The sequence below is a fragment of the Pseudomonas fluorescens genome, assembly GCF_001307155.1.
GTDB lineage: Bacteria > Pseudomonadota > Gammaproteobacteria > Pseudomonadales > Pseudomonadaceae > Aquipseudomonas > Aquipseudomonas helvetica.
Genome location: NZ_CP012830.1, coordinates 2,225,556 through 2,244,414, shown reverse-complemented (window position 1 = coordinate 2,244,414; position 18,859 = coordinate 2,225,556). Strand labels below are relative to the sequence as shown.

General features: G+C 60.6%; 15 protein-coding genes. 12 read left to right on the top strand and 3 right to left on the bottom strand.

The window, feature by feature from the left end:
• Both gmd and AO353_RS10240 read right to left on the bottom strand, forming a co-directional pair.
• Entirely contained in the window at positions 1-972 is a 972-nt protein-coding gene (gene gmd, locus AO353_RS10245) for a GDP-mannose 4,6-dehydratase (protein WP_054594824.1), read from the bottom strand.
• Positions 969-1,883 carry a GDP-mannose 4,6-dehydratase gene (locus AO353_RS10240; RefSeq protein WP_054594823.1) on the bottom strand — a complete coding sequence of 305 codons (915 nt, stop codon included), beginning with the start codon at positions 1,881-1,883 and terminating at the stop codon, positions 969-971. The genes gmd and AO353_RS10240 overlap by 4 nt, the downstream gene beginning before the upstream one ends.
• A gap of 429 nt (positions 1,884-2,312) precedes the next feature.
• Here AO353_RS10240 and AO353_RS10235 point away from each other — a divergent pair, with 429 nt between their 5' ends.
• The 7 genes from AO353_RS10235 to AO353_RS10205 all read left to right on the top strand — a co-directional run bounded on the left by AO353_RS10235 (position 2,313) and on the right by AO353_RS10205 (position 11,445).
• A complete protein-coding gene (locus AO353_RS10235) occupies positions 2,313-3,878 on the top strand; it encodes a glycosyltransferase (protein ID WP_054594822.1) in 1,566 nt (521 codons plus the stop codon).
• Positions 3,872-5,176, top strand: a complete 1,305-nt coding sequence (locus AO353_RS10230) for a glycosyltransferase (RefSeq protein ID WP_054594821.1) — start codon at positions 3,872-3,874, stop codon at positions 5,174-5,176. Before AO353_RS10235 ends, AO353_RS10230 begins: the two co-directional genes overlap by 7 nt.
• Positions 5,173-6,060, top strand: coding sequence for a class I SAM-dependent methyltransferase (locus AO353_RS10225; RefSeq protein ID WP_054594820.1), 888 nt, complete (start codon positions 5,173-5,175; stop codon positions 6,058-6,060). The genes AO353_RS10230 and AO353_RS10225 overlap by 4 nt, the downstream gene beginning before the upstream one ends.
• The gene (locus tag AO353_RS10220; protein ID WP_054594819.1) at positions 6,057-7,211 is read left to right on the top strand and encodes an acyltransferase family protein; all 1,155 of its coding nucleotides are present in this window, start codon (positions 6,057-6,059) and stop codon (positions 7,209-7,211) included. Before AO353_RS10225 ends, AO353_RS10220 begins: the two co-directional genes overlap by 4 nt.
• Positions 7,205-8,038: a class I SAM-dependent methyltransferase gene (locus tag AO353_RS10215; RefSeq protein ID WP_054594818.1), complete on the top strand. Its 834-nt coding sequence runs from the start codon at positions 7,205-7,207 to the stop codon at positions 8,036-8,038. The genes AO353_RS10220 and AO353_RS10215 overlap by 7 nt, the downstream gene beginning before the upstream one ends.
• A 73-nt stretch (positions 8,039-8,111) precedes the next feature.
• The gene (locus AO353_RS10210) at positions 8,112-9,311 is read left to right on the top strand and encodes a DUF3142 domain-containing protein (RefSeq protein WP_054594817.1); all 1,200 of its coding nucleotides are present in this window, start codon (positions 8,112-8,114) and stop codon (positions 9,309-9,311) included.
• A complete protein-coding gene (locus AO353_RS10205) occupies positions 9,298-11,445 on the top strand; it encodes a hypothetical protein (RefSeq protein ID WP_054594816.1) in 2,148 nt (715 codons plus the stop codon). The genes AO353_RS10210 and AO353_RS10205 overlap by 14 nt, the downstream gene beginning before the upstream one ends.
• Here the strand turns inward: AO353_RS10205 and AO353_RS10200 are convergent.
• Positions 11,442-12,071, bottom strand: coding sequence for a LysE family translocator (locus AO353_RS10200; RefSeq protein ID WP_054594815.1), 630 nt, complete (start codon positions 12,069-12,071; stop codon positions 11,442-11,444). The genes AO353_RS10205 and AO353_RS10200 overlap by 4 nt on opposite strands.
• 144 nt (positions 12,072-12,215) lie before the next feature.
• Between AO353_RS10200 and AO353_RS10195 the strand changes: the two genes are divergently transcribed.
• The 5 genes from AO353_RS10195 to AO353_RS10175 all read left to right on the top strand — a co-directional run bounded on the left by AO353_RS10195 (position 12,216) and on the right by AO353_RS10175 (position 18,841).
• Complete coding sequence (locus AO353_RS10195) at positions 12,216-12,689, top strand: Lrp/AsnC family transcriptional regulator (protein WP_054594814.1); 474 nt, start codon at positions 12,216-12,218, stop codon at positions 12,687-12,689.
• A 170-nt stretch (positions 12,690-12,859) separates the two neighbouring features.
• Entirely contained in the window at positions 12,860-14,833 is a 1,974-nt protein-coding gene (hflK, locus tag AO353_RS10190; protein ID WP_054594813.1) for a protease modulator HflK, read from the top strand.
• The gene (gene hflC / locus AO353_RS10185; RefSeq protein WP_019694358.1) at positions 14,830-15,879 is read left to right on the top strand and encodes a protease modulator HflC; all 1,050 of its coding nucleotides are present in this window, start codon (positions 14,830-14,832) and stop codon (positions 15,877-15,879) included. Before hflK (AO353_RS10190) ends, hflC begins: the two co-directional genes overlap by 4 nt.
• Entirely contained in the window at positions 15,876-16,934 is a 1,059-nt protein-coding gene (hflK, locus tag AO353_RS10180) for a protease modulator HflK (RefSeq protein ID WP_054594812.1), read from the top strand. The genes hflC and hflK (AO353_RS10180) overlap by 4 nt, the downstream gene beginning before the upstream one ends.
• Entirely contained in the window at positions 16,931-18,841 is a 1,911-nt protein-coding gene (locus AO353_RS10175) for a cation-translocating P-type ATPase (RefSeq protein WP_054594811.1), read from the top strand. The genes hflK (AO353_RS10180) and AO353_RS10175 overlap by 4 nt, the downstream gene beginning before the upstream one ends.
• Positions 18,842-18,859: the final 18 nt, after the last annotated feature.

Here is an 18,859-nt window from a genome sequence, read left to right as displayed (position 1 = left end):
CTACTCCTTGGCGACGCGTTTCATGTCCGCATCCATCATCATGCGGATCAGGGTCTGCAAATCTGTTTTTGGTTTCCAGCCCAACAGCCGTTGCGCCTTGGCCGGATTACCCAGCAGCACGTCGACTTCGGCCGGACGGAAAAACGCCGGGTCGATCTTCACGAAGTCACGGTAATCGAGGCCGACATGCTCAAAGGCGATCTGGCACATCTCGCGCACCGTGGTGTTCACACCTGTGGCGACTACGAAGTCATCGGCCTTGTCCTGTTGCAGCATCAGCCACATGGCTTCGACGTAGTCACCGGCAAAGCCCCAATCGCGCTTGGCGTCGATGTTGCCCAGGCGCAACTCCTGCTGCTTGCCCTGTTTGATGCGGGCGGTGGCGTCGGTGACTTTGCGGGTCACGAATTCAATTCCGCGCAACGGTGATTCGTGGTTGAACAAGATGCCGCTACTGGCATGCAGGTTGAAGCTTTCGCGGTAGTTCACGGTGATCCAGTGGCCGTAGAGTTTGGCCACGCCGTACGGGCTGCGCGGATAAAACGGCGTGTTTTCGTCCTGCTGCTCGGCCTGGATCAGACCAAACATCTCGCTGGTCGAAGCCTGGTAGAAACGGGTGTGCGGGCTGAACTGGCGAATCGCTTCAAGGAGGTGGGTCACACCCAACCCGTCGACGATTCCGGTGGTCACGGGTTGGTCCCAGGACGCGGCGACAAAGCTTTGCGCGGCCAGGTTATAGACTTCATCGGGAGCCGACTTGATCACCGCACGCTGCACCGAACAGGCGTCTGCCATGTCGCCGTCCAGATAGACGATGTCACCCTCGACGCCCATTTCGCGCAGACGCCAGCGCGAGTCGCTGCTGCGCCGTGCCACCAGGCCGTGAACTTTATAGCCCTTGTCGAGCAGCAGTTTGGCGAGGTAGGCGCCGTCTTGTCCGGTGACACCTGTGATCAATGCACTTTTTGTCATTCTTGTCGTACCCGTGACTCCCAGTCGGACAGGATCGCCCGCAGGGATTGTTGTGTTGTAAGTTCAGGCGCCCATCCTGTGGTCTGGTGCAGCTTGGCATGGCTGCCACGGACGCGACGCTGTTCTGCGCGGCGAAGGCGCGCAGGGTCTTGAATCAGTTGCATGTCGACCTGGGCCAGATCCGCCAGTTGCTCGATCAGGGCGCGGATGCTCTGCTCGACCCCGGAGCAGATGTTGTAGACCTGCCCGGGCGTACCGCACGCCAGCAATGCCAGATAGGCCGATACGACATCGCGGACATCGAGAAAGTCGCGCGTCACGTCGATGTCGCCCACTTCAAGTTCAGGCGCTTGCAAGCCGAGCTTGATCCGGCAGATCTGCCGGGCGGCACTGGCGATGACGAAGCTGTCCAGCTGCCCGGTGCCGATGTGGTTGAAGGGGCGCGCGACTAGCACGGGCCAGCCTTCGGTCATGCCCCATTGCAGACACAGCATTTCCGCCGAGAGCTTGCTCACGGCATACGGGTTGCGCGGGCAGGGTGGCTGGCGTTCGTCGATCGGCAAGGCGCTTTCGCTGACCTCGCCGTAGACATCGCCGGAGCTGACATACAGGAAAGTACCGTTGAAGCCCCGCGCCTTGAGGGCTTGCAGCAGGTTCAGGGTGCCTAGCAGGTTGACCTGAAAAGTCTTAGCCGGGTCGCGAAAGGCTTCGGGGACGAAAGTTTGTCCTGCCAGATGAATCACCGCATCCGGCATGTGCGGCCACAGGCCGTCGAGGCTTTTGGGTTCACACAGGTCATAACGGGATGGGACGGGCGACAATTCCCAACCCGAGTCAGAAGAGTTCAGACGGGATTGGATGTGACGTCCTACGAATCCACTCAGACCCGTAACGAACAGACGCTTCTTCAAGCAGCAGCCCCCTCAATGAGCAAACTTCGGCAACCCCAGCCTTTGCTGGGTAAAACCGGAAAGCAGAGGCTGCTTTCTCGGAAATGTCTGGTATGCGAAGTCGTTGTTGTAGTTGTTTGGTAGCCAATCTGTGCCAATTGCGCGGCAATTTCAATAAGTCCCACCGTGACCGGTCAGTTCTCGTCAGCATAGCCTGATTTATTCTCGCCGGACGGTTCACGAACCCTCGGCGGATGTGTTTAGAATGCCCCTCGTCATGATCGTCCAGGGTTTGGCGGGTTGTTCTGAAACTCTGCGAAACTGACCACTAAAACAAGAACGTAGACGGGCAAGAAGACGATGGACGAGGGCCGGCAAATACCGACTCGATCCATGGTTTTGCCGTCATAGAGTGAGGCTGCCGGGACGGCAGTTTCATCGTGGGATGCCATGAATTTCATTCTTTACTCGGACGTCAACGACAGTTCCATCAGCCAGAGCCTCGGTCGTCCCGAATACAGTTATTACTTCGTGCTCAAGGCTTATCGCCCGGTGCTCGAAAGCCTTGGGCGGGTGCATGTGGTGTCCTCCACTGCCGAGGTCGACCCCCTCTATCGACAATTGCTTGCCGTCGGCGAAGACAGCCTGTTCCTGTCCTTCACTCCGCCGCAGAAATCCCCGAACGACCTTGAGTGCCCGACGATCTGTGTAGTGGCCTGGGAGTTCGACTCGATTCCCGATGAGCAGTGGGACAACGATCCGCGACAGGACTGGACGCAAATGTTCGCGCGCCAGGGGCGGGTGATCACGCTCTCCAGTCACACCGCCCGGGCGATTCGTCGGGCCATGGGCGAAGACTTCCCGGTGTTGGTCTTGCCGACACCAATATGGGAAAACTTCTCGGCCATTCGTAGCTGCCACACCAGCAGGCCGGTCAATTCAGGCTCGACCCTCGACATCAAGGGCTGCATCTTCGATAGCCGCACACTCGGGCTGTCTGCCGATGCGCTGATACCTGTGCCGCTGACCGCCGAGCAACTGGCGGAACTGGAGGCCTTGCGGCCGCCACCGCTGACGCTAAAGCGCCGTTTGATCATTGCTCGCCATTACCTGCGCCTGTGGGCGCTGGATCTGGGCAAGGCGCAACCGGTGCCGGTCCATCGCACGCATTTCCTGAGCCAGTGGTACTGGGAGGGGATTCGCGATCTTTTATCGGACGCTGCCCATTACCGACTGGCGAGGGTCCTGCCGGCCATCGCCGGCCCGCAGTCGATAGTGGCACCCGAGCCTGCCCCGATCGATTATCCCGACACCACCGCCCAGGTCGAAACCGATGTGGACGGCGTGATCTACGTCAGCGTGTTCAACCCTCAAGACGGTCGCAAGAACTGGCATCGACTGATCTCGGCGTTCTGTTGGGCCTTCCGCGAAACCGAGGACGCCACGCTGGTGCTGAAGATTACCCACAACGATCTGTCGTCCTACTACACCGAACTGATGACCTTGTTGGCGCAGCTGTCGCCGTTCGCCTGTCGGGTGGTGGTAATGCACGGTTATCTGGACGATCCGCAATACGCCCGGCTCTACGAAGCCGCCAGCTACTACGTCAACGCTTCACGCTGCGAGGGACTGTGCCTGCCGCTGATGGAGTTCATGGCCAGTGGCAAACCAGTGATCGCCCCTGACCACACGGCGATGGAGGATTACATCGACGAGCGCGTGGCATTCGTGGTCGAGTCCAGTGAAGAACTGACGATCTGGCCTCAGGACAGTCGCATCATCTACCGCACCCTGCGTTATCGGCCGGACTGGGGTTCGTTGAAAACGGCTTACGAAAACAGCTATCGAATGGCCAAGGAGCAACCGCAGGACTATCAGCGAATGTCTCGCGCCGCCATCGAGCGCATGCACGACTACTGCGCCTTTGCACCGGTGCAACAGCGCCTGTCGGATTTTTTCGGGCTGGCACCGCTGACTTCGCAGGCAACGGCCGTGACGGATAACGCCTCATGCTGATCATCATTCATTCGGAAACCAACCAGCACACCATCGCCCAGAACCTCGGGCGCTCTGAGTACAGCTATTACTTCGTGCTCAAGGAATACCGACCGGTGCTGGAGCGCTTGGGGCGGGTGGTGGAAGTCAGCGACCCGCAGACTGAAGTCGATGCCCTGTACCTCGACTGCCTGTCCCGCGGGGAAGACTGTGTGTTCCTGTCGTTCTCACCGCCTCATCGCACACCTGTGCACTTCGCGTGTCCGACCCTGGCGGTGTTCGCGTGGGAGTTCAGTACCATTCCCAACGAGCCATTTGCCGGTGAACCGCACAATGACTGGCGTACCGTATTGCGGGCGTCAGGCGCGGCGATCACCCATTCCAGCTACACCGTCAATGCAGTGCGCGAGGCAATGGGCGCCGATTATCCGATCGTGGCAGTACCCGCGCCGGTGTGGGACCGTTTTGCCTCGCGGGGTGCACAGTTACAGCGCCAGCCGCTCGCCTGTCAGGTGCGATTGAAGATCGGGGGATTGCTGGCAGACAGTCGCCAGCTCGACCTGCGTGCCTTTGGTCCTGCGCATTTGCGCGCCGGCAAAGGTATCGATTTCCAGGCGCCGGCTCGCGAGCATGATTTAGTCCTCGACGGAGTGATCTACACCTCGGTATTCAACCCAAGTGACGGGCGCAAGAACTGGGAAGACATGCTCAGTGCCTTCTGTGTGACCTTCCGCGAGGTGGAAGACGCGACGCTGGTGCTCAAACTGACCCACCACGATGCCGAAGAAGCGCTGACCGACATTCTTCACCACTTGTACAAAAACCAGTCTTATCGCTGCCGCATCGTACTGATTTATGGCTACCTCGCGGATGCGGACTACGAGCGTCTGGTTCAGGCTACCAGTTATGTGGTGAACACATCCTACGGTGAAGGCCAGTGTCTGCCGTTGATGGAGTTCATGTCCTGCGGCAAGCCGGCGGTGGCGCCACGCACCACGGCGATGATCGATTACCTGGATGTCGACAACGCTTTCCTGATCGATACCACTGACGAACTGACCGCCTGGCCTCACGACCCGCGAAGGGCATTCCGCACCCTGCGATACGTCACCAATTGGGCGTCGTTGTGCAGGGCTTATCGGGCTAGCTACGAGGTTGCCAAAGACGATCCCGGGCGTTACGCACAGATGTCCACCCATGCGGTGGCCAGTCTCGAAACCTTCTGCAGCCAGGCAACCGCTGAACAACGCCTTGAAGGATTTTTTGCTCGGCTGTTCAAGTCCCGTGCGGTGTCTGCCGTGGAAACCCCCAAGGCATGATCCGCGCACTGATGAAACGCCTGTTTCCTGCGGTGAAATCCGAACCGTTACCGATTGTGCCGAGCCCGGTTTCGCCCAGGGATGTGGGTCTGCACGACGCCATACTCGACGGCTGGTTTCTGGGTGACAGTGGTGAGTTGCTCAAGGGCTTCGCCATCACGGCGGACGACACCTTGCTGGACGTCGGTTGCGGTGAAGGTGTGGCGACGTTGTTTGCGGTGCGCCAGGGTGCGTCGGTGATCTTCACCGACAGCGAGCACGACAAGGTCCGCGACCTCGCCCGGCAAGTGGAAGCCCAGTCAGACAAGCCGAGCCTGGGGCTGGTCAGCAACAGCCTGCCGCTGCCCTTGGCCGATGGCTGTGCAAGCAAGGTCGTGTGCATGGAAGTGCTTGAGCACATCGATCAGCCGGAGCCGTTCATGGCCGAACTGGTGCGCATGGGACGCCCCGGCGCGTTGTATCTGCTGAGTGTGCCGGCGCCGGTAGGTGAACACCTGCAAAAGGGCATCGCGCCCGCTGGCTATTTTCAATCGCCAAATCATGTGCAGATCTTTACCCCGGAACGCTTTGCCGCGTTGGTTGAAGACGCTGGGCTGGTGATCGAGCATCGTCAGGCCACAGGCTTTTTCTGGGTCATGGGCATGATCTTTTTCTGGGCCAGCGAGCGGGCTGCCGGACGCGATCCCGGGGGCGCGGTGCGCGACCGGATTCAGGCGCCATACCCGCCACTGATGGAGAGTTGGGCGCGAATCTGGCAAGACCTGCTGGCGCAACCCAACGGGCTGGCGATCAAGCAGCTGCTTGATCAATTCATGCCCAAGAGCCAGGTGATCATTGCCCGCAAACCGGTGGATACCGATGCAATGTCCAGGAGGACGGCATGAGCAGCAAACGGATCATGGACATCGAGCTATTGCGCGGTATTGCGGTACTCGGTGTGCTGTTTCATCACCTGCAAGGCAGCCTGTTCACGGACGTTGTGCCGTTGCTGCACACTCTGACCGAGTATGGGCAACCCTGGTGGGGTGTCGATCTGTTTTTCGCCATCTCGGGGTTTGTCATCGCTCGCAGTCTGATACCGGCGTTGCAAGGCTGCAGCACGCGTCAGGAATACTGGCAGCAGACGCGTAACTTCTGGTTGCGTCGAGCCTTTCGACTGTTGCCGTCGGCGTGGCTGTGGCTGGCGCTGATGTTGCTGGCCTGCGTATTTCTCAACCGCTCCGGGGCCTTCGGCACGTTGCATGCCAATTTGCAGGCGACCTTGGCGGGGATCGCGCAGTATGCCAATTTTCGCTTTGCCGACAGCTTCTACCACTACGAGTACGGCATCAGTTTCGTCTACTGGAGCCTGTCGCTGGAGGAGCAGTTCTACCTGTTGTTTCCGCTGCTGATTCTGATCTGCCGCAAACACCTGGTGTGGGCATTGCTGGCGCTGGTCGCGGTGCAGTTGCTGACGTTGCGCACGCCGATTCTGATGGTGGTCCGAACCGACGCATTGGCCCTTGGCGTGCTGTTGGCCATGTGGAGTGCGCGACCCGGTTATGTGCGCTGGGAACCAGGGTTTTTGCGTCGGCCCTGGACCGGTGTGTCGGTGCTGCTGATCATTGCGATGGCGCTGAGTGTGCTGTCCACCGATCGCTTCACGTTCACCAACTATCGTATCGGCGCGATTGCCGTGTTCAGCGCGGTGCTGGTCTGGGTGGCGTCCTACAACCGTGATTACTTGATGCCTCGGGGATTGCTGAAGAGTCTGATGACATGGATCGGCAGCCGCTCTTACGGGATTTACCTGATTCATATCCCGGCCTACTCGTTGGTCCGCGAATTCATCTTCCGCTTGCAGGCGGCCGGTCTGCCCAGTCCGGCCGGCCATCCGATCCTGACAATATTGATCGCTGGCGGGCTGATCGTCCTGCTGAGTGAACTCAATTATCGCTTTATCGAAATGCCCATGCGTAATCGCGGTGCTGCGCTGGTGCAACGCTTGGGCACGTCCCCAACCGCCGTCCCATCCTCTGGAGTGACCTCATGCTGAGCCTTTTGAAGAAACTCACGGCGAGGGCGCCTGCTCCCGCTCCTGTGCAGCCTGAAGCGCCCGCAGCCAAGGTCGATCCGTACATGCTGGGGCTGTACGATGCGGCCCTTAGCGGCTGGTTCAATCAGCAAACCGGCGAGTTATTCACCGGCTTCCCGGTGACTCCCGAGGACATCCTGCTGGACGTCGGCTGCGGTGACGGCGGCAACGTACATTTCTGCGGCAAGCGCGGGGCAAAGATCATCATTGCCGACATCGACGCAGCCAAGGTCGAAGCGACTCGCCAGCGCCTGAGCGATACACCGGCGCGTGCTGTCGAGTGCCACATCACAGACTGCAACCCGCTGCCGATCGCCGATGCAACAGCGACGCGGGTGGTGTCCACCGAAGTCATCGAACACGTCGACGATCCGGCGCAGTTCCTTGCCGAACTGGTGCGCGTAGGTAAGCCCGGAGCGTTGTATTTGCTCAGCGTCCCGCATCCCAGTTCCGAAGACCTGCAAAAAGACATCGCGCGCCCCGAGTATTTCCAGAAGCCCAACCACATTCGCATCATCAGCGAAGCGCAGTTCAAGCAAATGGTCAGCGATGCCGGCCTGGAACTGATCAGCCATAGCCAATATGGCTTCTACTGGTCGATGTGGATGCTGTTGTTTTGGGAAGCCAACGTCGATTTTGCCAACCCCGACCATCCACTGCTCCATCACTGGGCCGAGACTTGGCAGGCCGTGCTGGACTCACCACGCGGGGCGCAGATCAAGCAGGCGCTGGACGCGGTTGTGGCGAAAAGTCAGGTGATCATTGCCCGCAAGCCATTGGCTGCGTAGGCTGGCGCGCTGCGCAACAAGGGCCCTGAAAGGCCCTTTTTGCGTTAAGGGATTAACTCAGCCACAGGCCTTTATGTCAGCGACTTTTTTCGTCCGTTGCGTGCTATTGCTAGCCGCTATGCTGCTCAGCGCGTGCCAGCCGCAGGACGCGCCGCCGCTCGATCAACAGCTTTACGTCTGGCAGCGGCAATGGACCGATGCCCATGAGGATGCTCTGGCTCAATCGCGCGGGGACTTTTCGACGTTGCGGGTGTTGGCCTTGCAGACTTATCCACAGGCTGGCTGGCGTCGCGCGCGAATCAACCCGGCGCTGTTGAAAAATGATGGTCGCCCGCTGATTGCGGTGATTCGACTCGATGGCCAGCTCAAGAGCCTGGATCAAACCGAAACCATAGCGCAGATCCAGCGTGTAGTAGCTGATTGGCAGGCTCAGGGGCTGACACCGGCGGGCGTCGAAATTGACCACGATGCCGGCACGGCGCGCCTGCCGGCCTACCGTGAGTTTCTCGTTGGATTGCGCAACGTGTTGCCGGCTACGTTGAAACTGAGCATCACGGCGCTGCCGGCCTGGCTCGACAGTCCCGAACTGCCGGGGTTGCTGGCGGTGGTCGACAGCAGCGTGTTGCAGGTGCACGCGGTGAGCAGTCCCGAACACGGGTTGTTTGATCCGGCCCAGGCGAAACAATGGACCGGGCGCTGGAGTCGGATCACTGCGAAACCTTTCTACCTGGCGTTGCCGGCCTACGGTATCGCATTGCTGCCGGGGGACGGCGGGGCGCCGATAGTCGAAAGCGAAGTGCCGTTAGAACGCGTTGGCCAGCGCCGTGAGTTGCTGGCTGATCCGCACCAGTTATCGACACTCGCCAGTCAATTGCGCGCCGAGCCACCGCCCCATCTGGCCGGGTTGATCTGGTTTCGTCTGCCGCTCAAGGGCGACCGACGCGCGTGGAGCTTGGCAACGTTACGCGCGGTGGCGCGGGGGGATCGGTTGGCCAGTCAGCTCGAGCTGAACCTTTTCAGCCATGACGGTCTGTACGACATTGCGGTGAGCAATCGCGGCAACCTCGACGGAGGTCTGCCCGAGCGCGTGACGCTGGCGGTCACTGAATGCGATGCGGTGGATGCGCTCAACGGCTATGCCGTGCAGCAGACACCCGGACAACTCAGCTTTACCCGCCTCAAAGACGGCCGATTGCCGGCCGAGGCCGAACGTACCCTTGGTTGGGCGCGCTGCACAAAAATTGATCAAGGAAGTTCTCATGTCTATCCCTAGCTGGCCGCGTCATTTGCTCGCTGTAAGTCTCTGCCTGCCGCTGGGTTGCGCGATGGCTTGTGGGCCTGATTTTCCGCTGCGCTTGCTCGGCGACCGGACACAGACCTTGGGCGAATTGCCGGAAGGCAGCTTCCGGTTCGAAGTGAATCGCCTGGGTAAAGCCATCGCCGGTTTGAAGCCTGCGCAGGCAATGAAGGTCGACTACGGTTACAGCGCTGACAATGATCTGTATGTGCAGGCGCGAAACACAGCTGAGCAGACGGGGTTGAGCGACGTTCAGCGCGCGCAGGTAGCGCAGTTGCGAACGCTTCAGAATGCGCAACAAGTGCAAGCCGAGGGCGCCAGCCTGCCGCCTGAACTCAGCCTGTACACCGCCGGAGCGGTAGCCTTCAACGGGGGCGAACATGCCGTGGCGGCAGAGTATTTCCGCAAAGTGCTGGCGCTGCCGGCCGATCAGCGGGCGTTGCGCAGCACCTGGGCGGCTTACTCGCTGGGACGGGCCTTGTTCGCCATCAGCCAGGAGGCCAATGATCTCGACGAAGCTGGGCGCCGCGAGAGTCTGCAACAGGCCCGTCAGGCCTTTGTGCAGGCTCGCCAGTTGAGTATCGAGGGTTTCAGCGACCCTCAGGAATTGGGCGTCGCCAGCCTTGGTGAAGAAGCGCGGTTGGTACGTCTGGCGGGTGACTGGAACACTGCCGTCGAGCTTTACGCGACCCAAAGCCTGCAAGGCTCGCAAGTCGGTTACAGCTCGCTCAAGCAGTTGATGAATGAACTGGGCGAGATGCCGGAGGCGCAGCTCAACGAGGTGCTCAAAGGCAAAGCGGTGCAGCAATTGGTCACGGCGGCGTTGATCAGCCATGTCGGCTGGTCGTACGGTGAACAACCGCCAGCTGAACAAAAAATGATCAAGTCGCTGGTCCAGAGCACCGTTGGCAGTCTGGATAACGCCGACCGTCTGGCGGCGCTGAATTATCAGATCGGTGATTACGCCACCGCCAAAACCTTGCTCGAACATGCCGGTGACGGCGGCCTGGCCTGGTGGCTGCGAGCCAAAATGGCGTTGCGTGAGGGTGACAAAGCGGCGGCTGCCGGCGCCTATGCCAAGGCAGCCAAAGCCTTCCCGCAGGATGAAAACTGGGGCGATCGAAGAGCGTCCAGTGGCGACTACGAAACGCTCAAACCCGGCTGCCGGGTCGACGGAGAAAGTGCGTTGCTGGCGCTGGAGCGTGGTGATTACCTGCAAGCCTTTGAGCAGCTGTATCGCAGCCAGGATCTCTACTGGGAAGACGCGGCTGTTGTCGCGGAACGGGTGCTTACCGTCGATGAATTGAAGCAGTTTGTCGATCGTCAGGTGCCAGCGCCAACGCCGTTGACCCAGCAGGAGCGCGAGCGTTATGTGCCGGTACCGATCGCGGCACGTTTGCGGAACTTGCTCGGGCGTCGGTTGCTGCGTGAAGAGCGCTACGACGAAGCGCCGGGGTACTTTGATAATCCTGAGTTGCAAACCAAGGCCAAACATTACGCCGAGCTGCGCCAGGAGGCTGAATCAGCGTGGTGGCCCACTCGTCGTGCAGCGGCTTATTTCAATGCAGGCATGGCTGCTCGTCATTGGGGAATGGAGCTTCTCGGTTACGAAATGGCCCCGGATTACGCGACATTCGATGGCAACTACAGCCTTGAGACAACTGAGTTAAAAGTCGGTCCGCTGATTTCAGAAGGGGAGGTGCAACGCCAACAGGCCAGCGCAGCCAAACCGGACGAACGTTTCCACTACCGTTACATTGCTACAGGCCTGGCTAGCAAGGCGGCGGACCTGTTGCCCCACAGCAGCGGGGCGTTCGCGGCGGTTCTGTGTGCAGCGGCGGGTTTTGGTACCAGCGTTGAGGAGGAAAAGGCCTTCTACCAACGTTACGTCAAAGAAGGACCTTATGTGGATTGGGCGGTGAACTTCGGGCATCAATGCCCTTATCCCGACTTTCAGAACGCCGATAAACGTTACGTGACTCAAGTCCTGGAGCCCGTGCGTTCAACCTTGCGGCCCTATAAAAAGTGGCTGCAAATGGGGTCTGTGGTGATGTTCACGGCATTGGCCCTGTTGCTGATCAATCGCCACAAGCGCAAGGCCCATCATTAAGCCTGCTGAACGAACGTCAGGCGCAGTGCAAAACCGATCAGCAGGCTGCCAAACAGCCATTGCTGCATGCGCTGCGCCGAGGGGCTGCGTTCAAGCCAGCGACCGAGCCAGGCACCGATCAGTGCGTAACCACTGTCGAACAGCAAACCGGCCACCACCAGCAACACGCCCAGGGTCGCGAACTGCGTCAGCACCGGCCCTGCCTGCGGATCAATGAACTGCGGCAACAGCACCGAGCAAAACAGCAGTGCCTTGGGGTTGAGCAGGTTGGTCAACAAGCCGCGCTGGATCGCCGCGCGCCACGCAAGTTTCGCAGCGGCTGTGCCGTTGGCATTCAGGTTCGGCAGCATGTTTGAGCGCAAGCATTGAATCCCCAGCCATAGCAGGTAGGCCGCACCAGCCAGGCGCACCACTTCAAAGGTCCAGGGTGCAGCCTTGAACAGCGTCGCCAGGCCCAGCGCTGCCAGCGCAACGTGGCAACCCCGGGCAATCGCCAGGCCAATGGCGGTGGCCAGCGCGGCGGCTTTGCCCTGTCGGGCACCGGTTTGCAACAGCAGAATCATGTCCGGGCCGGGCAACAGGTAAACCACTGCCAAGGCCAAAAAGAACATCCAGAGCTCTGCCATGCTGCACCCCATTCGTTAGCGATTCGGTGATCAAAGTCTAGGGCCGAAGGGCAGGGCAGGTGGTTGCGTAGTCGCGGCTGGAAACAGCTAGACTTGGCAGCTTCTGCCAATCAATGAATAAAAACAGTCGGGAACTGCCAAACCATGAAACTGGACGCCTACGACCGCCGAATCCTTGCCGCGCTGCAACGCGACGGTCGCCTGAGCAACGTGCAACTGGCGGACGAGATCGGCCTGTCTGCTTCGCCGTGTCTGCGCCGGGTGCGGATGCTGGAAGAGGCCGGGGTGATTCGCGGGTATCAAGCCAACCTGGATCGCGACGAAGTGGGGCTGGGGTTGACCGTGTTTGTCGGGGTCAAGGTCGAGCGCCACAACGACGAAGAGGCCGAAGCGTTTCGTCTGGCGGTAACGGCATTGCCCGAGGTGATTTCGGCGTTTTTGGTGTCAGGCGAATCGGATTTTCTGCTGCAAGTAGTGGTGCCGGATTTGCGCGGTTATGAGCGCTTCCTGACCGGCAGCCTGCTCAAGTTGCCGGGTGTGAGTGATATTCGCAGCAACTTCGCAATTCATACGGTGAAAACCCCAGGACCATTACCGCTGGGGCATTTGCCGAGCTGATGCCCTTGCTCAGCCCGGCTACGCTTTCATCTTTATAGGTGCGGGTTGGGTGATGGGCGGAGAGCCAAAAATTCACTACCATCGTTATATCGTAACGATTTGCAAAAAATGCAACGGCCTGACGACTTATCCACAGGTCTGGTTCACGTAACAGCAAGTACTGAGGTGGTATGCAAGTCGATCTGGAGGCTGAGGGGACGAACGTGGAAGGACTGCCGCGTTTTCAGCAGGCGGTGTTTCACGGACGTCGGTTGAAGCGGGTGGGCATCGGCCTGGCGAGTCTCGCAGCAGCAGGCTTGTTGTTGGCGTTTTTTGTCGGGCTGTTTGCACCGCAATCGATCTGGCCGCCGCTATTGGTCAGTCAGTCCTCGGCGTTGATCGTGGTGGTGGCCGGTTTGCAATCGGCCTGGTGGATCACCCAATGGCGGGCGCGGGCGCTGGTTGAACCGGTGGTTGTGCTGGCTGCGGAACAGCTCGAACCGATCGAGGCGCTCGGCTGGTATGAGCGACTGTTGGCGCGAGCGGGTGAACGCTGGATCGGATTGCTGGCGCAGATCGGCGCGCCGACGTTGTGGCTGGCCGGTTGGTCATTGCTGGCGTTGTTCAGCCTCGAACAATTCTGGAGCCTGACATTACCCGCCGCTGCACTGGGTCTTTCGGCCAGCGTTGGGGCGGCACTATCGTTGTTGCTGGCGTTCGGCTTGCTGGTGTGCGAACGCCAACTGACTCAGGAAATTCCCGCGCAATGGCCTGAAGCCGGGCAGTTGGCGCAGCTCACTCGCGTGGCGATCATCTGTCTGGTGACCGGCGCATTCTGCCTGTTGTTCAGCAGCGAAACTGCTGTCTGGCCGGTGCGTCTGGCGGTATTGATCGGTCTATTGCCGGGGCTGGTCGCCGCAGAGTTGTTGCTGCGTGCGGTGTTGTCGTTGTTCAGTCCGCGTCGCGATCTGCTCGAACCGACGTTGCTGGCGCGCAGTTTTGTCGCGGACATGTTGCGCTGGCCACCACAACCTTTGTTGGCGTTGCAGCACGAATTGCATAACCGCTTTGGTATCGATCTGCGGCAGATCTGGGCTTTCACTTACATGCGTCGGGCCTTCTTGCCTGTGCTGAGCGTGGTGCTGTTCGTGGGGTGGCTGCTCACCGGGATTCACGAAATACCGCTGCAAGGGCGGGGGATCTACGAGCGCTTTGGCAAGCCGGTGCAGGTGTTTGGTCCGGGTTTGCATGCCGGTTTGCCTTGGCCGTTGGGCCGGGTGCTGAGCGTCGAAAATGGTGTGGTTCACGAATTGGCGACCAGCGTCGGTGACACGCCAGCGGTGACGGTGGCTGATCCTGCGGAAGGGCCCGCACCGGCCATTGCCAATCGGTTGTGGGATGCCAGCCACGTGAATGACAAGTCGCAGGTGATTGCCAGTAGCAGCAACGATAAACAGAGCTTCCAGATCGTCAATATGGACGTGCGTTTTGTCTACCGCATCGGTTTGAGCGATCAGGCCGCGTTGGCGGCGACCTACAACAGCACCGATGTACCCACACTGATTCGCAGCACCGCCAGCCGGATTCTGGTGCACGACTTTGCCTCGCGGACCCTCGACGGTTTGCTCGGCGCAGATCGGGTAGGGCTCGCCGAAGACATTGGTCGTGCCGTGCAGGCTGATTTGCAGAAGCTCGACAGCGGCGTGGAAATCCTCGCCACGGTCGTCGAAGCGATTCACCCTCCGGCCGGCGCTGCCAACGCCTATCACGGCGTGCAAGCGGCGCAGATCGGCACGCAAGCGTTGATCGCGCGCGAGCGTGGCGCAGCTGCCGAGCAGACCAATCAGGCGCAATTGCAGGCCAGTGTCGCCCATGACCAGGCGCTGGCCACGGCCCGCGAAGTCAACGCTACGGCCCAGGCCGCCGACCTGCGCTTCGCTGCCGAGCGCAAAGCCTACGCCGTAGCCGGTCGGGCCTTTGTGCTGGAGCAATATTTCGCACAACTGAGCCAAGGATTAGCCAACGCCAAAGTACTGGTCCTCGATCATCGTCTGGGCGGCAACAGTACGCCGACCATCGACTTACGCAGCTACACGTTACCCGCCACCTTACCGACTGACACTTCGCCGTCACGTCAACCCGTTCAGTCAGGAGCCGCCAATTGAGCCCGTCGCATTCCCACGAGCCGCATGATCATCACGACCACGCCGGCCACGACCATGGCCATGGCGGGCATCATCACGGCCACCACCATCATCACCATGGCGACCCGCAAGAGGCGGGCCCCTTCCCGTGGCGACGCATGGGCTGGGCGGCGCTGCTGGTGCTGTTTGCCATTGCGGCGGCGAGCCTGGTGCAAGTGCGTTCGGGCGAGGCGACGGTGATTACCCGTTTCGGCAATCCTTCGCGGGTGCTGCTGGAGCCCGGCCTCGGTTGGCGCTGGCCGACACCGTTCGAGGCGGCGATTCCGGTCGACCTGCGTCTGCGCACCACCTCCAGCGGTTTGCAGGACGTGGGCACCCGCGATGGTTTGCGGATCATCGTTCAGGCTTATGTCGCGTGGCAGGTGCAGGGTGATCCAGACAATGTGCAACGCTTCATGCGAGCGGTGCAGAACCAACCGGACGAAGCTGCGCGGCAGATTCGTACGTTTGTCGGCTCGGCGCTGGAAACCACCGCCAGCAGTTTCGACCTGGCCAACCTGGTGAACACCGACGCCAACCAAGTGCATATCGCCGATTTCGAGGCGCAACTGCGCAAGCAGATCGATCAACAACTGCTGACCACTTACGGCGTGCGTGTGCTGCAAGTGGGTATCGAACGGCTGACACTGCCGTCAGTGACCCTGACCGCCACCGTCGATCGCATGCGTGCCGAGCGTGAAACCATTGCCACCGAACGCACGGCCATCGGCAAGCGAGAGGCGGCGCAAATCCGCTCGGCCGCCGAGCGCGATGCACGGATCGTCCAGGCTGACGCCACAGTGAAGGCTGCGGACATCGAGGCCCAATCGCGGGTTGAAGCCGCGCAAATCTACGGCAAGGCTTACGCGGGTTCGCCGCAGTTGTACAACTTGCTGCGTTCGCTGGACACCTTGGACACGATGGTAAAGCCGGGCACAAAGCTGATTCTGCGTACCGATGCTGCGCCATTCCGAGTGTTGGTTGATGGACCTCCGACGCTGGATAACAAGTCTGGGTCGCAGCCATGAGTGTGGTTCCACGTGGAACAAATGAACTCGACAGCCCGTGGATTCAGGCGGGGCGTCTGGCATTTCTCGCGCTTTATGCGGTAACGGTGTTGGCCGCGTTGGCCTGGGCTTTCTCCAATGTGCGGCAGATTGATCCGCAGAATCGCGCCGTGGTGTTGCACTTCGGCGCACTGGATCGCATCCAGAACGCCGGCTTGCTGTTGGCGTGGCCGCGTCCGTTCGAGCAGGTGATTTTGTTGCCGGCAGCGGATCGGGTGATCGAACGGCGAGTGGAAAATCTGCTGCGCTCCGATGCTGCGCTGCAAGGTGAGCGTGTGGCGAGTTTCGCCAATCCACTGAGCGATGCGCTGGCCGGTTCTGGGTATTTGCTCACTGGCGATTCGGGCGTGGTGCAACTGGATGTTCGGGTGTTTTACAAAGTGACCGAGCCTTACGCCTTCGTCCTGCAGGGTGAACATGTGCTGCCGGCGCTGGATCGTTTGGTGACTCGCAGTGCGGTGGCGCTGACGGCTGCACGAGACCTGGACACCATTCTGGTCGCTCGGCCGGAGTTGATCGGTGCCGACAATCAGGCCGCCGAACGTCGCGAACGTCTGCGCGGTGATCTGGTGCAAGGGATCAATCAGCGCTTGTCCGAGTTAGCCGCGACGGGGTTGGGACTGGGGATCGAAGTCGCCCGGGTCGACGTGCAATCGAGTCTGCCCGAACCTGCGGTCAATGCTTTCAACGCGGTACTGACTGCTAGTCAGCAGGCAGATAAGGCCGTAGCGAACGCACGTACTGAAGCCGAAAAGCTCACTCAGACCGCGACCCAACAAGCTGATCGCACGCTGCAAGTGGCTCACGCTCAAGCCAGCGAACGCCTGGCCAAAGCGTCGGCTGACACCGCCACGGTGCTCAGCCTGGCGCAGGCGCAGCAGAAGGGCAGCGACCCGGAAATGCTCCTGCGGATCTATCGCGAGCGTATGCCGAAAATTCTTGGTCAGGCCGGTTCGGTTACCACGGTCAACCCTAAAGACGATTCCCGCCTGATCATTCAGGGAGCCGAACAATGACCGTTCAAACCGCCGCCGCGCCAAGCATGTTGAGCACGGCTGAACAACGCAGCGCCGCACGCCAGTTGACCCTGGCGATGCTCGCTTTGGGCTTGCTCGGCCTGGGGCTGGTCTGGCGCTGGTTGTCGCCGGAGCAAACCGGTGTCAGCCAGTTATTGCTCGGGTTGGCTTCGTTGCTGGTGGCCGTTCCGGTCATGCGTTCGGCGTGGTACAGCCTTCGCTATCCGAGCCTGCACGGAATCACCGATCAACTAATCGCCTTGGCGATGATGGGCGCCTGGGCGACGGGAGATCTGCTGACCGCGGCCTTGTTGCCAATCATCATGATCTTCGGCCATGTCCTGGAAGAGCGCAGCGTGATTGGCTCTCAGGAAGCGATCCACGCGCTGGGCCGTCTGACGCGCAGCCACGCACGCAAGGTTCAGGCCGATGGCTCGATTATCGAAATCGACAACGCTACGCTGAAGGCTGGAGACATCGTCGAAGTGCGCGCAGGCGATCGAGTCCCAGCGGATGGGCGGGTGTTGTCCGGTCAAGCGAGCCTGGACACTGCGCCGATTACCGGTGAGTCGGTGCCGCTTGAGGCCACCGTCGGCATGCAGGTATTCGGCGGGGCGATCAACCTCGATGGTTTGCTGCGGTTGGAAGTGACCCGCACCGGCAACGAATCGACCCTCGGCAAAGTCATTGCGCTGATGCAAAGCGCCGAGCGCTCCAAGCCACCGATCACCCGTTTGCTGGAACGCTACGCCGGCAGCTACATGGTGCTGGTGTTGCTGTTGGCCGCAGTGACCTGGTTCGTCACCAATGATGCGCAAGCAATGCTCGCGGTACTGGTTGCCGCCTGCCCATGTGCATTGGTGCTGTCGGCCCCGGCCACGGCGATTGCCGGGATCGCGGTGGCTGCGCGCCACGGCATCCTGATTCGCAGCTCGGCATTCCTCGAAGAGTTGGCGGACCTGACGTCGTTGGTAGTCGACAAGACTGGCACCCTGACGTTCGGCACGTTGCGTTTGCAGTCGATCGACAGCCCGGTCGAGGACCGCAGCACCTTACTGAAACTGGCCGCCAGCCTCGGTTCGGCCAGCAGCCACCCGGTCAGTCGGGCATTGGCCGGGTTGGTCGCTCAGGAGCATTTCCTGTTGCTGTCGGATATTCGGGAACGCCAGGGCCTGGGCGTGGTGGCGATGACCGAACAGGGCGAAGCGGCGCTCGGCCGACCTGAATTGTTTGCGCAGTTGGGCATCGCCACCTCGACGGTGCCGGTGCATAATGGGCCGATTGCCGGTCTGGCGTTGGATGGACGTTTCCTCGCGTGGTTGTTGCTGGCTGACAGCGTCAAACCGGAAGCGCGTTTTGCCATGAGAGAACTGCGCGAACTGGGCCTTGGCCGGCAGTTGTTGTTGACCGGTGATCGACAAAGCGTCGCCCACAGCCTGGCCCATGAAGTCGGCATCAGCGATGTCGAGGCGCAAGCCTTGCCGGAAGACAAACTCAATCGCGTCCTGACTGAAATCGACAATGGTTTCCGGCCGATGGTGGTCGGCGACGGCATCAATGATTCGTTGGCGCTGAAGGCTGGCGTGGTCGGAGTGGCCATGGGCGCGGGCGGGGCAGACATCGCCCTGGCCTCGGCCGACATCGTATTGATCGGCAGCGATCTGCGTCGACTCGGGACTTGCGTACGCCTGAGCCGCCAGTGCCGGCAGACCTTGCAGGTCAATGTGATCATCGGTCTGGGCTGGACGCTGGCGATCGTCGCGTTCGCCGCGTTTGGCTGGCTGGGAGCGGCAGGGGCGATGATTGCTGCGGTCCTGCATAACCTGAGCACGTTGCTGGTGTTGGGCAATGCCGGGCGTTTGTTGCGGTTCCAGGAGCCGCTGCTGAAGCTGAAAGAAGAGGGTTGAGGACGTGGCCGGTCAGTT

Coding starts and splice junctions, on each gene's coding strand:
- AO353_RS10215 (WP_054594818.1), top strand. CDS start 7,205: ATGCTGAGCCTTTTGAAGAAACTCACGGCGAGGGCGCCTGCTCCCGCT.
- AO353_RS10230 (WP_054594821.1), top strand. CDS start 3,872: ATGCTGATCATCATTCATTCGGAAACCAACCAGCACACCATCGCCCAG.
- gmd (WP_054594824.1), bottom strand. CDS start 972: ATGACAAAAAGTGCATTGATCACAGGTGTCACCGGACAAGACGGCGCC.
- AO353_RS10210 (WP_054594817.1), top strand. CDS start 8,112: ATGTCAGCGACTTTTTTCGTCCGTTGCGTGCTATTGCTAGCCGCTATG.
- AO353_RS10200 (WP_054594815.1), bottom strand. CDS start 12,071: ATGGCAGAGCTCTGGATGTTCTTTTTGGCCTTGGCAGTGGTTTACCTG.
- AO353_RS10205 (WP_054594816.1), top strand. CDS start 9,298: ATGTCTATCCCTAGCTGGCCGCGTCATTTGCTCGCTGTAAGTCTCTGC.
- AO353_RS10195 (WP_054594814.1), top strand. CDS start 12,216: ATGAAACTGGACGCCTACGACCGCCGAATCCTTGCCGCGCTGCAACGC.
- hflK (WP_054594812.1), top strand. CDS start 15,876: ATGAGTGTGGTTCCACGTGGAACAAATGAACTCGACAGCCCGTGGATT.
- AO353_RS10235 (WP_054594822.1), top strand. CDS start 2,313: ATGAATTTCATTCTTTACTCGGACGTCAACGACAGTTCCATCAGCCAG.
- AO353_RS10220 (WP_054594819.1), top strand. CDS start 6,057: ATGAGCAGCAAACGGATCATGGACATCGAGCTATTGCGCGGTATTGCG.
- hflK (WP_054594813.1), top strand. CDS start 12,860: ATGCAAGTCGATCTGGAGGCTGAGGGGACGAACGTGGAAGGACTGCCG.
- AO353_RS10175 (WP_054594811.1), top strand. CDS start 16,931: ATGACCGTTCAAACCGCCGCCGCGCCAAGCATGTTGAGCACGGCTGAA.
- AO353_RS10225 (WP_054594820.1), top strand. CDS start 5,173: ATGATCCGCGCACTGATGAAACGCCTGTTTCCTGCGGTGAAATCCGAA.